The organism is Paenibacillus phytorum, from assembly GCF_013141715.1.
GTDB lineage: Bacteria > Bacillota > Bacilli > Paenibacillales > NBRC-103111 > Paenibacillus_E > Paenibacillus_E phytorum.
Genome location: NZ_WHOA01000229.1, coordinates 1 through 15,122 on the forward strand (window position 1 = coordinate 1; position 15,122 = coordinate 15,122).

The following is a 15,122-nucleotide window of genomic DNA, read 5'->3' on the forward strand; positions in this document are numbered from 1 at the left end:
TGCAAGGACACATCTTTACGCGTTTTCTTCAATGAACGCAGATGCATCAGAATCTCGTTCTCAATACAGCGAGCCGCAAACGTCGCGAGCTTGGTCCCTTTGTTAGGCGAAAACGACTCGATCGCTTTGATCAATCCTATCGTCCCGATCGAGATCAAATCCTCCAGATCTTCACCTGTGTTGTCGAATTTTTTGAGGTTGTAAACACGAAGCAACGTAAACACTTTCCATAAAGCATGGTTACAGAACAAGAGCTGCCACTCGGCAGCCCTTTGGAGTTAAACTATTAATCCTTGGTTAGCCATTGCGGCTTGCTCCTAACCCCAGATGATTAAAATTGGTCGAAGAAGCGGTCAATACTTCTAATTTCTGCCCATTGGAAGAATGAGACTAGAGAGATACTCACCAAGAAAATCTATTTATTGCTCCTATTTTCCTAAGGACATATGGCGTACCGCTTCGGCGATCTTCCTGTTAATTGTTTCCTTGCATGCAAGTAACCAGTCTGCATCGCTCGGGAAGTTTCGGAAAGTTAGTTCTTGCTCCATGCCCTCTTCAAGAAGCTTAAGCGTTTCCTCACGGCCTATTAGTTCCTCTAGCAGTTGCAAAGCGCGCATATCCTGAAGCGCTTCGTAAAATACAGCAAACCGAATCGACTCTACCGGTTGTCCGTTTGCACCTGGATAAACCACGAAAGCGTCGCCGGAAGGAAATGCCTCATCCGCGTCGGTGGTCCGGTAAGGATCAATCGCTCGTATGGAATATTGCGAATTCCAGAAATTGTACCCCCAATGTAAAAAACCTTCGATTTGGTACTTAAACATTTGCATTCCTATGATACGGTTACGTGCGGAAGGAAAGCAGAAAAATCGGTTTGAGACGGATTTGTACTGCGAACAGCAATAATACGTCCATAAGTTGCGAACGCCATTCTCCAGAAACGGCTCGATATGATTGCTTGCCGGTATTGGATTTTTCACGAAACCTTTCTCGTAAAATTCATAATTGGAAAGCGCATCAATAATCGGAAAACCGGACAAATGGCGGGACAGTCTTTCACTTGCGTGACTATAGTTAGTCAAGTGGTCCAAATATGGTTCATCCGAAACATGAAAATAGCTTCTATTTTCAAGATCATACTCCTTAATAATCTGGACAAGGGCTGGTAAAAACTGATCAAGGAACTCCCCATATTCACCCCCAGCGGCATCAGTTTCCCAGCCGAAAATCTGCATTAGCTGACCGTTTTCCTCTGCCATTATTTTCGGTGCATGCTTCGCTCCCCACTGCGTAAACAGATGGGAGAATTCAAAGTACATGACACCACATCTGTCGCACATTTCCACCCACCTTTTGAGCCGTTCGAACCCAAAGGAATATTGGTTTCCTTTTTTGTACACATCCACCAGTTGAACGGTAGGACGTTCGCCACCGATCTTCGTATCGAGAGGTGGCGTAAAAATCGGAGTAAGCAGCATATTGATGCCCCGGCGAACAGCTGTTAGAACAAACGCTTCAATAATATTCCAATGTTGTTCGCCAAATACCTCTACTTGATAGTACGTAGCTAGACAATCGGAATGGAACCACTCTGTATGAATTAGAGTCTGCTTTGGAAGATAAGCAGCATAAGCTCAAGCTCGAAATTCTCCTCTGCTAGCATCTCCCCTAATTGGTCTATGAAGAGCACCCGAATCGGATAAAAGCCATCGGAAACAGGTTCAACCGGCTCCACAGTGATCCAGACTGAGCGCCACTGATGAGGTAGAACCGTGATCCCGCTTGCAGCATCAATCGGAAATAAAGGGTCAGGGTATAGACCGGGAGTATTACGAAGAATGCCGTCGTCATGATCCCCATAAATTGGCATCTCAGATGGGACAAGACCAACAACACGCACAGATACCATGTCGCCCAGACCTGATATAATTTGCACTTGCACATTTTTCAATGCACGAGATATTTCTTGGGTTGCACGGAAGGCAACTTGAAAGGAATACGTTTCATTGAGCAGAGCAGAACCGCGTTCAAAACGCGGTTCGCTTAATTCTTGATCAGGGAAAACTTTCACCAGTGAACTAAGACAACGGGTCTCCATCTTGCTAGAATTCGGCATATTGATGGTCCTCCTCTAAATTCGGTTTAAGCTTACGGGGAATTGGACTCTCATCTAGTCTGCAATCAAATCAAGTTACGCATATAGAGTAAAGTCCTTTATAATTACGGTGTCCACTCTCTGATTAATGGTAAGAATGGCTTTTTTAATTTTCTTTTCAAGTTTTATTAATCGTTTATGTCCTATACATTCCGCATTGAATATTTCCTCCATTCCATTTTCAGTTTCAACTGTCACTGTAAAGTCACGGACTCTTTCACCATAATGGATATCCTCCATAATAGAAATGTTCTTAATGTACGTTAACTCTGTTAAATCAAGCTCATATTTATTTCCTGTCCCACTAGTAGACTTAACAGGATCTGCATAAATCTCGTTTACGAGTCTTCCGAACTCGTTGAATTGCTGCACATCAGGAAAATAACCGTCTCGGTGGATCGCCATTCCCAGCAGTAAGTTAGAATTTCGCCCAACCGTATTGTAATAACAGTCGAGCAGGTGCTCGGGCTTATACACCAAATGTTCTTCTCCCTCTCTCCAGCCCCATCCGCCTCCACTTGCTTGTTTAGACCTGTTTCCCATGTCAGATTCGGCAGGTATCCAATATTCCCCTTCTGGGTTTCCCTTGCCGATTCCTCGATCCTCTTCAGTCCCACCGAAAGAACAGGTGTTTTTTGTGCTGGTCGACCAGCAGTTTAACGGTGCCTCCCCTCTTTCATTGCCTACCCACCTTAGATTATGTGTTTGCTCCTTCAGCCCCTGGAAGCATATAGCTTCAGGCTGGTACTTTCGGATCAATTCCAAAACATTCGGTCCACCCTGACTTAATGATATGACTCCGCCATCAAACCAAATTTCAAACAGCTCCCCATAGTTCCCCCAAAGCTCTTCTAGCTGGCTTTCTACCACCTTGATATAATTTCTGTATGTCTCTGTTTGCGTATCATTAAGCATTTCGTCGTTTATCCCATAGTATCCGTTGCAACCAGTCGAATAATATAGGCCTGGTTTGATATCATACTTCTTGCATGAATTAATAAAATCTCTCACTATATCTGCTTTTCCATCCAAATATGGAGAACCCACGACTGAATATTTATTTTGTTTAGTCGGCCACATTGCAAACCCTGTTACATGGTTTGCAACAAAAACAGCATACTTTGCGCCCATAGCTTTCGCGGCTTCCATCCATTGATCTGTATCAACCTCTTTGGGTGCAAAAGTATCAGCTGTCATGACATCAGGAGAAGACTTCCATTTGTTCTGGGGAAGATCCGGGTGGAAGGTTTCCAAGTTATAATGAATGATCACGCCCAATTCACAATTAGCCCATTCCTCTTGCGGTATTGTTGGTATTGGAAATTTATTCATATAATTATTCCTCCATAATTGGGTATTGTTAAAGATTCATTTACGCCTTGAACGAAGGCTTGCCCTTGCCCGCAGGTCCGACCAAACCGATTTGTCCTTTCCCTGTTACAGGTTCGTGAGTTCCATCCATGCTTGGATCTACATATTGAACAAACCAAGCCTCAAGGTTCATCTTCATGGATGTGACTACCTCCTGCATTTCATTATTGTTAATCAGGTTTATACGCTCATTCGGGTCATTGACGAGGTCATATAATTCATGAGGTCCGTTCGGATACCTGTGAATGTACTTCCATTCCTTTTCTCTAATCATCCTTACGGGACCATATTCATCAAAAACAACTAGATTCTCTCGTACGTCCATAGATTCACCCAGAAGCAACTTTTTAAAGGAATGACCAGGGAGCTTTTCCGCTTCGGGATTAGGTAAATTCACATAATCTAGTAGGGTTGGCATAAAGTCGTAGCCGCTTACCAGTGCAGCCATTTCGACATTCATTGGAATGCGCCCGGGTTGACTGAATATTGCAGGTACCTTCACCGACTCCTCATACATATTTACGGGACGGGTCCCGTTGCCCTTCCCTACAATTCCGTGATGGCCAAAACAAAATCCATTATCGCTAGTAAATATGATCAAAGTGTTTTCCCTTAATCCATTATCCTCCAGCCAATCTATCAACCTTCCGATATTTGCATCCATCGCCGTAATAGAAGCATAATATCCCTTCAACTCTTCCACGAACCTCTCCCGTTCCATACCACCTGATGTCCATGGATGAGGCGGAAGATCGGGAACACTCTCAAAAGCACAGTCATCGTACATCGCTAAATATTCTTCAGGATGATTATTATTGCGCCAGGGCGCATGAGGAGCTGTATAATGTACTCCAAGATAAAAAGGTTCATCATGTTCCAGCGTTTTCTCCATGTACCCAATTCCCTCATCTGTTATCACATCTGTAATATATCGCTCTTCGTTGACATTTTTACCATCCCGAATCATAGGTGCTCCGTAATATGAAGCTCCACCGCATTGATGAACATACCAATATTCAAATCCCTTTTGAGGCTTACGGCTGTCACCCAGATGCCATTTGCCGCTTAAACCACATTTCCAACCATGCTCTGCCAAGATATCGGTATATCCTGGCATTCCCTGTAAATATTCAATAATTTTTTCCTGACTCAGCCATCCGATCGTATTATCAGCACCCATATCCCCATCAGCAATCCAATCCAGAACGCCATGCTGAGATGGAATACGCCCGGTTAGCAACGTAGCTCGAGCCGGAGAACATACAGGAGAAGTACAGAAGAAATTTGAAAATCTCATGCCCGTATTGGCAAGGCGATCCAAATTGGGTGTTATCAATTCTGAATTTCCGGCGCAATGCATGGCCCATGGCCCTTGATCATCAGATAAAATAAATAGGATATTCGGTTTTGTATCATTTTTACTTGCCATTTTATCCACCTCAAATTAAGTTTCTCGATTATTACGTCCCGCTAGGTAGTGATGTAAACACCGAAGCTGCTTATCATTGGATTCAACCGGGCTTCTGCAATCCGAAGCCGGAAGAATCTTCCTCGGCTTTCATTCAATCTGCATATTCTTTTATACCCGATTATCGTGCCATCATAAAGAGGCCTCCATTCCTCTTCGTCACTATCTTTGCACGCGAGATGAAAGCGCTCGACCCGTTGTCCGGAAGTGATGTACTCCTGGAGTATGATGCGGTCGAATAGCTTAATACTGCCAAGATCAAATTCTAGTTCTGCTGTCGCGACTCCTTCTGGAGTAGTCCAATACGTATCGGATCGGCCGTCCAGGATGCATAGCGCATCCCCGTTTCCAATTCCACTTCCTGAAGCCCGAACGCTAGCGCCCCTAGCTAAATTAGTTCCATAAGTGCCGCGAAGCTTCTTGCCCAATTCTGACATGTTTCGAGCGTCATTCTCATGGATTAGACCTCGCCGATCAGGCGGCAAATTGAGAAGGAGGCACGAATTACCGCCCACGGTTTTCTCATATAGCTCAAACAATTGATCAACCGTTTTCACTAGGTCGTTGTCGGCCGGATCATAGAACCAATTGGGACGGATTGACGTATCAACCTCGGAAGGATACCAGATTACTTCATCAACTTGGGCGAGGACTTCACGGGTTCCCAGATCCTCTTCTCTCGTGTCGATCCTTTTTGAAAACGAATTGTCATCAACCTTCTGTGACTTCGCATGAACTTTCTCATTATCTTTCATAGAAGCGGGAACCACGCTCCACTCCGATGCACGCATATGCCCAGCTTCATTGCCGCACCAACGAACATCAGGACCGCAAACCGATATGACGGCATTCGGCTGCAGGTCGCGAATGAGAGTATAGTAAGCGTCCCAATCATATTGCTGCCTTTTTCCGTTTTTGCCTTCGCCGCACGCACCGTCAAACCATACGCAAAAGATTTCTCCATAATTCGAAAGAAGCTCCGTCAGTTGGTTCAGGAAATAGTTATTATAGGCAGGACTATCCCCGTAGCTCAGTTCATGACGGTCCCATGGAGACAAGTAAACGCCAAACTTTAATCCATGAGCACGGCAAGCATCAGCCACTTCTCGTACCATATCCCCCTGCCCATTCTTCCAAGGACTGAACTTGACGGAATGATTCGTAAAACTGGAAGGCCAGAGGCAAAATCCATCATGATGTTTGCATGTCAAGATGATGCCTGTCATTCCTGCAGACTGGCATATTTGCACCCACTGATTCGCGTCAAATTCAGTTGGATTGAACAAGGAGGGGTCCTCGTCGCCGAACCCCCACTGCTTGCCTGTAAATGTGTTCATACCAAAATGTACAAAAGCGTAAAACTCCATTTGCTGCCACAAAAGTTGACGCTCGGAAGGCGTCACTCTTGCAGCCGTTTCGATTGTAACCGCCATATACGATTCGCTCCTAGATTATTTCAGATTGTTGTAGTTAACCAGGCCCTGCTGGTAAATTTTTATAATTTCTCCGATTTTCAAATCATTGAGTTTCTTCAGGTATGCATCCCATTCTGCATCGATCGTTCCTTTAATAATCCACTCTGCTTCCTTGCTTCTTGTGTAGTTTTGGATGTCTGCAAGATTAGTAGCATAGGTCGCTAGTTGAGTATTTTGTTCTTTTGTGAATTTTAAATTCGATAAATTGCTAATAGTACCATAAGGCTCATAGGAATCGTCGATTTGGCTTTTATAGACAGTATTTTCATCCAGAATCATGTTCTTATCGGCCCATTCCTTATATATACCCAGCGTACCGAAAGGAACGGTATTGGTAACACGGAACTGACCGTATGGTGTGCCGCTCGGAGTCGCCGCCAACTTTAATTTGCCATCTGCCGTTTTCTCTACGTTCGAACCCATTGGCCCAAAAGACCATTGATAAGAAATCTCAGGTTCTGCTATTGCATCCATCCAACGAATAATCGTTTTCGGATCTTTCGCTGCCTTCGTAATAAAGTTTTGATTCAAAGTTATTCCGGATATTACCTTTAACCAATTTTGTTGTCCATCCGGCCCCTTTAACGGCAAAACAGAGGCAAAGTTATCCTTTGATTTCTGAAGTGAGCCGGCTTCATTCCAACCGCCATAACCTGTCCACCCGCCTACATAATAGGGTTCCTTGGTAGTTTTGGCGAAAAACGCCTTCGAATCCTGCGTAAACGCTTCCTTATCCAACAATCCTTCCTGATAAAGCTTGCTCCAATATTTTACGGCATCCTTATATCCTGGTATCATACTTGCAGCAACAACCTTGTTATCTTTAATAATAAAAATGTTACCACTTGATGAATTCGTAGCTGAACCCGCAACTGAAACGGTTCCCCATGGACCAAACAGGTTTACCGATCCAGTGTTCCCAGTACCCCAAATTACAGTGAACGGAATCTCATCCGCTTGGCCGTTTCCGTTAGGATCCTTTTCTTTAAACGCTTTCAGCACCTGATAAAATTCATCTGTTGTTGTTGGCACACTCAGATTTAGCTTTTCTAACCATTTTTTATTCAAGAATAATGTATCGCCATAATTGAGATTTCCATTTGATAAAAAACTCGGGATGCTGTATATTTTTCCATCAAGATCAGTCGCCATCTTTTTATAATCCGGATTTGAATCTAACGCTTTTTTGATGTTCGGCGCATAATTGTCAATTAAATCTTTTACATCGATTATCTGTCCCTGCTCCTTAGCCAAACTTAGGTTAGCCCCTAAACTTGCGTTCATGAAAACTTCAGGCAGGTCGTTGCTGGCAAACATCAGGTTTACTCGATCGTTGTAAGAGGTGTTAGGAATTTGATCCCACTGAACATGAATATTGGTTTTCTCCTCAACCATCTGCATCACTTTCTTGGTGTTGAAGTCCGGCGAGCTCCAAACATCGTTATACGCCACTTTAATGGTCTGCTTATCCTTTACGATCGGATAGCCACTCACATACATATTGCCTTCGATCTTGCGACCGGACGAATCTATTGCCAGAGGTTGTGCACTTTCCTTTCCCGGCTGATCTTCATTCGACTTGCTACATCCGGCAAATGTTGATAATACTGCCCCCATTACCACTACAGAAGCTACCACCTGTTTAACTCCCATTTTAATTCCACCTCATTTAGATTTTTTATACAGTAATCAGCGGGCATAACCCTCTGTTATTACCATTCGCGTCACCCTTTTACAGAACCAATCATAACTCCCTGAACAAAATGCTTTTGAATAAAAGGATATAACACCATCATAGGTAAGGAAGCCACAATGATCACTCCGTATTTGATGGACTCGGCTATTTTTTGTTGCTCTACTGCAGAATCAGTTGCATCCGACATGCCGGCAAGAACCTGATTTAATGTCAGAATATCTCGTAATATAAGTTGTAACGGATATAAATTTTTGTCCTTGAGATAAATGATAGCGTTAAAAAACGAGTTCCAGTGAGCAACCCCGTAGTAAAGCGTCATCACAGCTATGATCGCCTTTGAGAGCGGAATAACGATTTTGAAAAAAAACTGAATGTCTGAGCAACCGTCAATGACTGCTGCATCCAGAAGCTCTTCCGAAATCGTCGATTGAAAAAACGACATGGCAACCATGAGATTAAACACATTGACCGCTCCAAGAATCACCATCACAGAAAATGTATTGTATAGTCCGATTGATTTGACTAGCAGGAATGTAGGAATTAATCCACCGCTAAAAAACATCGTAAACATGAAGATCCCTATAATGGTTTTCCTCGCAGGCGTATCTTTTCGAGACAACGAATAAGCCGCCGGAATCGTTACAAGCAAATTGACAAACGTTCCAATCACCAAATATAAGATTGAATTTCGATAACCGAGCCAAATGTTTGCGTTTTCCAGGATACGATGATAGCCTTTTAAATTAAAGCCTGATATTCTAAATATGACATCGCCACGATAGATCGCATCCGGTTCACTAAATGAAGCAATGAAAACAAAATAAAGAGGATACAAAACGATCACTAGGATGACGGTTAAGAAGGAATAATTGAAAATATCAAATGCTTTGTCTTGTATAGCGTTCCTGATCTTCATGATTCACCCCTAAAACAATGATGTACTGTTCAGTTTTTTCACTAATTGATTAACCATTATCAGAATGAATGCGCTTACCAAAGAATTAAATAAACCAACAGCGGCACCAAATTCAAAGGTTCCCTTCAGAATACCGACACGGTACACATAAGTAGAAATCACTTCGGAAGTACTGAGATTCACGGCATTTTGCATCAGATACACTTTTTCAAACCCGACATTCAGCAGTTGTCCGGAATGGAGAATCAACAAGATGACAGCTGTTGGCATTATCGATGGAAGATCGATATAGAGCATTCTCTGCAATCGTGTGGCACCATCTACTTTGGCGGCCTCGTACAACGTTGGGTCTACGCTAGCTAATGCAGCTAGGTAGATAACACTCGAGAAACCCATGTTTTGCCAAATTCCGGACCATACAAATATAGATTTGAAGTACTCGGCTTTTGCCATAAAAAACACAGGATTTAATCCAATTATTTTGAGTAAGTTGTTCACAACTCCGTAGTCCGGCTGAAGCATGACATTCAGCATCCCAACTATTACGACAACCGAGAGGAAGTGGGGGGCATAAACAATCAGTTGCACTGTTTTCCGAAAGGCTACTCCCGGTAAATTATGGAGAAGAATTGCTAACAGAATGGGCAATGGAAAGCCTGCAACTAGACTATACAGCGTAATGCCTATCGTATTTTTGATGACAAGCATAAAAGAATCACTATGGAAAAACGTTTCAAAATTACGAAAACCAACCCAGGGGCTGCCCATAATTCCTTTAACCGACAAATACTGTTTAAAGGCAATTTGTATCCCGTACAGTGGGACGTAATGAAATATAAGGATATAGATTAGTGCAGGTAGCAACAGCAGTAATAACTGATACTTATTAACGATCTGTCTCCTAAAGCTTTGTTCTTTTTTATAAGCTGGCTTCAGTAGTTCTGCATGTTTTTCCACTTTAATAATATTTTGCATGTTTCTCGCTCGCCTCCTTTTTATGTTATTTAAAAGCGCTTACATCCATTGGCTAACCTGATATTACTTGACCAACAAAGAATTGTACATTTGTCATTATTGACACAACCGTCAAATACCAGCTTTTTACTAAGAATGGTGGAGTGTTCGCCCGACATGTCAATTTTGACAAAGTATTTTTCATGAATGAATATTGTATCCGGCTTATTACTCTGATAAGCTTACTTTAAATTTTAAGCCAGATGAAGAGGATGTGGGCCATGAATTCGCGAAAATCATCGTTACTATATAAGTACGTATTGTTCTACATCATCGTCTTACTCATCCCCATAGTGGTCGTTTGGTTTACTTCCTACAATTACTTCACCCAAGTATTGAAAGAAGAATTAACCCTGGAGGAGGTTAACCGTCTAACCCATGTAAAGGATTCGGTGGATGAAAGAAATAGCAACCTCTTACGAGTCATGTCCAATCTTTCATTGAATCGCGTCATTAGTGCAGCTCTGCAAGCTCCGGAAGATAAATTTCAAATATTAACTGCCCAGCTGGAGCTGAAAAATTATATTGCCAATTATGATTTCATCAATGAAGTTAGTATATACATTAAAAACTCCCATCAAGTTATGACTTCGGTAGGCGAGTATAGTATTGATCTGTATTCCGATATTTATCGCTACTCAAACTGGGACAAGGTCAGCTTTTATCAGATTTTGAATGGAACAGAGCCGCAATATATCCATCCTGCTGATACATTAACGTTCGGAACCGGTGAAAGCAGCAATAAAAGAGTAATTACTTATGTTTTCTCCTATCCTACCAACAGCACTTATCCCGTAGCCAAAGTTATATTTCATGTAGATGAGGATAAGCTCGTATACTTACTAAAAAATACGATTTCAAGAACCGGTGAAACGGCACTAATTATTGATCAACAAGGACGCATCATTACTTCTCTGCAGGATGCTCCTTACATAAGCTCCGAGCCTTTCATCCAAATTTCAAACAGTATTTCGAACCAAGCTTCAATGGGCTCTCAAATTATCGAAACTTCAAATAGTCGTCAACTTGTCTTCTACGTTCGTTCGAATGTAACAGGATGGCTCTATATTCGGATAGTCCCGTATATGCAGATTATGGAGAAACTTGGGGGAATCAAGTACTCCATTCTTGTCGCTCTTTTGATCACTTTTTGCGTTGGAGCACTGATCATTTATTTCCTTACGAAAATAAGCTACAATCCTATCAAACAGATCAAGGAACTGGTAAGAACGCTGGAACCAAACGCATTAAACGGCAACCGGAATGAAATCGAATCCGCCAAATATTTGCTCCTAAATCTTGCTGAGCGAAATTCCCATCTGAATGACGAAATCATTCACAATCGGCAAGCTCAAAGAGATATTTACCTGCAAGGACTCCTTAAGGGGCAATTTGATCGTTTCGATGAATTAAATAATAAGTCGGCTGATGAAATTGGAATTAAGCTAACCGGCCCCTATTTTAGCGCAGCCATTTTCCATTTCAGCAAGCTTGTAGATGATGAACATATTCCTTTACATCGATTAAAAGGAATGCTTGAACAAGTGATTCAGCATGCAGAGGAAGGATATTGTATTGAAAGTCTGGATAGACATGCTGTTATTCTTGTCATGTCCCTATCCGAGTCAACTGAATCAAATTACAGGAATAAACTGAGTAACTTTCATTCAAACTCTCAAATTCTTGGGCCCTGTACGGTAGGTGCCGGAAATGTGTATTCAACAATTCGGGACCTTGGTAAATCGTATATTGAAGCGCTAAGTTCATTAGATTACAGCTTTATTAAAGGAAAAAACCAAGTCATCATGTTTAGCCATACCGGGCTAAATGAAGACAATTACCCGATTAATATGAAAGCTTTGATGGAAAATCTCCGCATGGCACTCAAGCTTTCGGATGTCTCCCAGATTGCTGACTGCCTTGACAAACTTATTGACACCCTTAAGACTGCGAATATGTCGCTTGTTGCAGTAAAACTTTTATGTTTTGATATCATCAATGTCATTGTGGGTGAAGGTAACAAAAAATCGGTGGAGCCAGCTTCCAAGTGGAATCCTCATATGGATATGATTTCGATTGCAAATTACGAAACCATTGATGAACTTTCTGTGGCCCTTCGGAGTTACTGTCTGAATTTGTTTGTTGACAGCAGAAAGGAAAGCTCCTGCAACGACCAGCTGACTTCGATGCTAACCTACATCGGGGAAAACTGCTTTACTTTCGAATTTTCGATTCAAAATATGGCGCAGCATTTCAATATGTCGCCATCACGTCTGAGCCACTATTTTAAAGATCAAACAGGTCAGAATATTATTGATTATGTTACATTACAAAAAATGGAAACTGTCCAATCTATGCTGCGTGACAGTGATGAACATGTAAAAAATATTATTGAAAAAGTAGGGTTTTCTGACGTTTCCAGCTTTAGCAGGAAATTCAAAAGTATAACCGGTCTTACTCCAGGCAAGTATCGTCAACTGCATCAGCGTAAAGCAGTGGAATAGAATAAAGCCCGGCAGACGTCCCGGTTGCCATGCAGAGCGTTAAACGAGTGGTGGCAAGGGCTTCGAGGTAGATATGCAGCGTCCGGCAGATAGCCTTTTTGGGCAGCAGACAGCAGGCAGCGGTAAGGAATATCGTAGGTGCCATCACCTTTAACCCAAGTTGCCGTCACTCCTTTACCGCTTGGATCATGGATATCGATTGAATAATCGCTTCGGGCAATCACGTCTTCAAATCGCCGTCCCTGAACGACATCTTCCACCTGTAACGCATACACCCCGTCTATCCTTCTTGTTTCCCGTACAGCGATCTGCGCCCCTACCGAGGAAATCGCTGCCTTCTCAAAGAAAGGCAGCCTATTTTTCATGAACTCCGCTACCATCAACACCTGCTTGCGGCCTAGCTCCTCGGCTTCCGTTAAATCCTCCACATCGGTACCGTTCAATCCTTGGACTCTTGTCGTGTTCACAAGCACCTCATCCGCATGCTCAAACATAAGGGCTGATATATGCTGAGGCTTGATCTCGTAAACGGAAACAGGAGGAGTCGGCTGAAGGAACAAGCTATACTCATGATCCTCCATTTCCTCGCAGGACTTCCATCCGGATAAATCGATACTGGCATTTCGCCAGTCCGGAACCTGCTCACGGCTGTCGATCCATTCCAAATATTGCGTGTTGTACCCGACGATGCCACCGCTGATGTATTCGTTGGCCTTGCGGGATAACCAGGTCTGGTCGCTCTTCACGATAAGCTTACCGTCCACTTCAAGTTCGGCAATCATTCCTTGCCGGTAATCTCCACTATTGTATGCACGGCATACAAGACCCTGGTAGTACACGTGAACAGCTATGACATTGGTTCCTTCTTTCAAGAAAGAAACGACATCATATTTATTGTAATAGTAGTGATAATAGTTGCCTTGTGCAGGGCCTTGGCCTACAAATCGGCCATTGATGTAAAGCTTATAATAATCGTCAGCAGTTATATTGAGTAAAGCTTTCTTATAAGCATCCGTAAGAACAAACTCTTTACGTACCAACATATGAAAATTTTTCAATTCCTCATCGTGATGATGTGGGGGAGCGGCTTCCCTCTCCTTATGATATACATTCAGCGGCAGTAATTCGGCAAAACGTGCTTCCTTTATCCAACTTCCATTCCATTTTTTATCCATGTACGTACTTCTCCCCCTATATTAGACTTTGGATGTTTGCCCCCTGAGGATGAAGATTAGCCTTTTTTTCCATACACTAATGTAAACTGAACTATATACTTATTATCCCACAGGGCGAAGCCGGGTCTGCATGTTCGACCACGCTCCATTATGAAATGGGGGAGATCATTAATGTGTGCCTTTCCATTGTGCGGTCATATACCGAGACTGACGTATTTCCGACATTTTGTGCACCGTGAGCAATTTTTTCAGTATGAGAGCATTCAGAACGAATGGCTCATTTTTGCTGTGGAAAAAGGATCGTTTTACTTTGAAATCGATGAGCATCATGCAACCGCTTCTTTCGGTAATCTCGTTTTTTGTCCACCAGGTGTCGTATTTCGACGGGTCGTGATTTCACCCATCACGCTCTTTGTATTTCGGATGAGTTGGAGAGACGACGAAGAAAATGAGATTGATCTTGCGGAATTGGGTACCCTTCCAGTGGGAAAAGTCAGCTTGCGCAATACCGAAAGGCTGATTGGAGATTACGCAGCTCTGAAACCGTACAGTACCCAAGGAGAGCGATGGAGTATGGTCCTCAGAAGCCATTACCTGCATCATATATGGCTGTTATATTGTGAAGAGGTGGAGGAACTGTTGAACGAGGAACCCCATCGACCGGCAGACTCGATCATTCAACAGGCAACGGCTAATTCAGGTACAAGCATTTGAGCGATTCAGCCTGAATGCGATTGCCGCCACTCTGGGGATTAGTCGTATGCAGCTGTGTAAAAAGTTTCACGCGGAATTAGGAACGACGCCTATTAGGTATCTTACGTCCCTTCGTCTTGAAAAAGCCAAGACTCTGCTGACGGAAACGAATTTGACACTGGATCAAATCTCAGAATGCTGCGGTTATCAGAACGGGTTTTACTTAAGCCGAGTATTCAAAAACAATTGCCTCGTAAACCCAATGCAATACCGAAAAGCCCACCGCTTGTAAAGGAGGCCACTGAAGAACTTGTAGTTTTTCGGAGCATATAAGAGAAACGAATAAAAAGACGACCATTTCCCCCATTTTTTGGGAGTGAGAGTCGTCTTTTTGTAATCCAAACAGGTCTACTGGATCCACTTTTTACTTCATCAGCTTCAATATTTGTTTTAGATTAACCGTGAAGGTTTTGGTGCAACTATAAAAACAGATCAAAGATAGCCTCCATAATGTTGCTTGATTATGCTGTCAAACCAAACACTTTATTAATTCTACTGCAGAGAGGACAGACGAATGATTGCATTCGACCTGCCCTTTCTTTATCATATGCATAGCTTCGATTCCGGCATTTGTATCCCAGCATTGGTTTAATGA

General features: G+C 42.7%; 13 protein-coding genes. 3 read left to right on the forward strand and 10 right to left on the reverse strand.

The genetic code is table 11. From position 1 onward, the window contains the following. From GC098_RS31530 to GC098_RS31565, 9 genes are all read right to left on the reverse strand, one after another. Positions 1–224: sigma factor (locus GC098_RS31530; RefSeq protein WP_312880459.1), on the reverse strand; the 224-nt coding region annotated here is incomplete at its 3' end. 204 nt (positions 225–428) lie between these two features. Then, complete coding sequence (locus GC098_RS41350; protein WP_376774016.1) at positions 429–1,601, reverse strand: DUF4091 domain-containing protein; 1,173 nt, start codon at positions 1,599–1,601, stop codon at positions 429–431. Continuing rightward, positions 1,601–2,116 carry a hypothetical protein gene (locus tag GC098_RS41355; RefSeq protein WP_312880461.1) on the reverse strand — a complete coding sequence of 172 codons (516 nt, stop codon included), beginning with the start codon at positions 2,114–2,116 and terminating at the stop codon, positions 1,601–1,603. The genes GC098_RS41350 and GC098_RS41355 overlap by 1 nt, the downstream gene beginning before the upstream one ends. A 75-nt stretch (positions 2,117–2,191) precedes the next feature. After that, complete coding sequence (locus tag GC098_RS31540; protein WP_171647677.1) at positions 2,192–3,487, reverse strand: alpha-L-fucosidase; 1,296 nt, start codon at positions 3,485–3,487, stop codon at positions 2,192–2,194. A 40-nt stretch (positions 3,488–3,527) separates the two neighbouring features. After that, a complete protein-coding gene (locus tag GC098_RS31545) occupies positions 3,528–4,955 on the reverse strand; it encodes a sulfatase family protein (protein ID WP_171647679.1) in 1,428 nt (475 codons plus the stop codon). A 41-nt stretch (positions 4,956–4,996) separates the two neighbouring features. Next, positions 4,997–6,427: an alpha-L-fucosidase gene (locus tag GC098_RS31550; RefSeq protein ID WP_171647681.1), complete on the reverse strand. Its 1,431-nt coding sequence runs from the start codon at positions 6,425–6,427 to the stop codon at positions 4,997–4,999. An 18-nt stretch (positions 6,428–6,445) separates the two neighbouring features. Continuing rightward, positions 6,446–8,122 carry an extracellular solute-binding protein gene (locus tag GC098_RS31555; RefSeq protein ID WP_171647683.1) on the reverse strand — a complete coding sequence of 559 codons (1,677 nt, stop codon included), beginning with the start codon at positions 8,120–8,122 and terminating at the stop codon, positions 6,446–6,448. Positions 8,123–8,193: 71 nt separating this feature from the next. Next, a complete protein-coding gene (locus tag GC098_RS31560; RefSeq protein WP_171647685.1) occupies positions 8,194–9,081 on the reverse strand; it encodes a carbohydrate ABC transporter permease in 888 nt (295 codons plus the stop codon). Positions 9,082–9,090: 9 nt separating this feature from the next. After that, the gene (locus tag GC098_RS31565; protein WP_171647687.1) at positions 9,091–10,056 is read right to left on the reverse strand and encodes an ABC transporter permease; all 966 of its coding nucleotides are present in this window, start codon (positions 10,054–10,056) and stop codon (positions 9,091–9,093) included. A 260-nt stretch (positions 10,057–10,316) separates the two neighbouring features. On the opposite strand from GC098_RS31565, the gene GC098_RS31570 reads away from it, so the two are divergent. Next, positions 10,317–12,599 carry a helix-turn-helix domain-containing protein gene (locus GC098_RS31570; RefSeq protein ID WP_171647689.1) on the forward strand — a complete coding sequence of 761 codons (2,283 nt, stop codon included), beginning with the start codon at positions 10,317–10,319 and terminating at the stop codon, positions 12,597–12,599. Here the strand turns inward: GC098_RS31570 and GC098_RS41360 are convergent. Then, complete coding sequence (locus GC098_RS41360; RefSeq protein WP_312880462.1) at positions 12,578–13,774, reverse strand: FAD-dependent oxidoreductase; 1,197 nt, start codon at positions 13,772–13,774, stop codon at positions 12,578–12,580. The genes GC098_RS31570 and GC098_RS41360 overlap by 22 nt on opposite strands. A gap of 150 nt (positions 13,775–13,924) precedes the next feature. Here GC098_RS41360 and GC098_RS31580 point away from each other — a divergent pair, with 150 nt between their 5' ends. Both GC098_RS31580 and GC098_RS41855 read left to right on the forward strand, forming a co-directional pair. Then, entirely contained in the window at positions 13,925–14,488 is a 564-nt protein-coding gene (locus GC098_RS31580) for a hypothetical protein (RefSeq protein WP_216625493.1), read from the forward strand. Between the two features lie 10 nt (positions 14,489–14,498). Continuing rightward, the gene (locus GC098_RS41855) at positions 14,499–14,759 is read left to right on the forward strand and encodes a helix-turn-helix transcriptional regulator (RefSeq protein ID WP_376774017.1); all 261 of its coding nucleotides are present in this window, start codon (positions 14,499–14,501) and stop codon (positions 14,757–14,759) included. Positions 14,760–15,122: the final 363 nt, after the last annotated feature.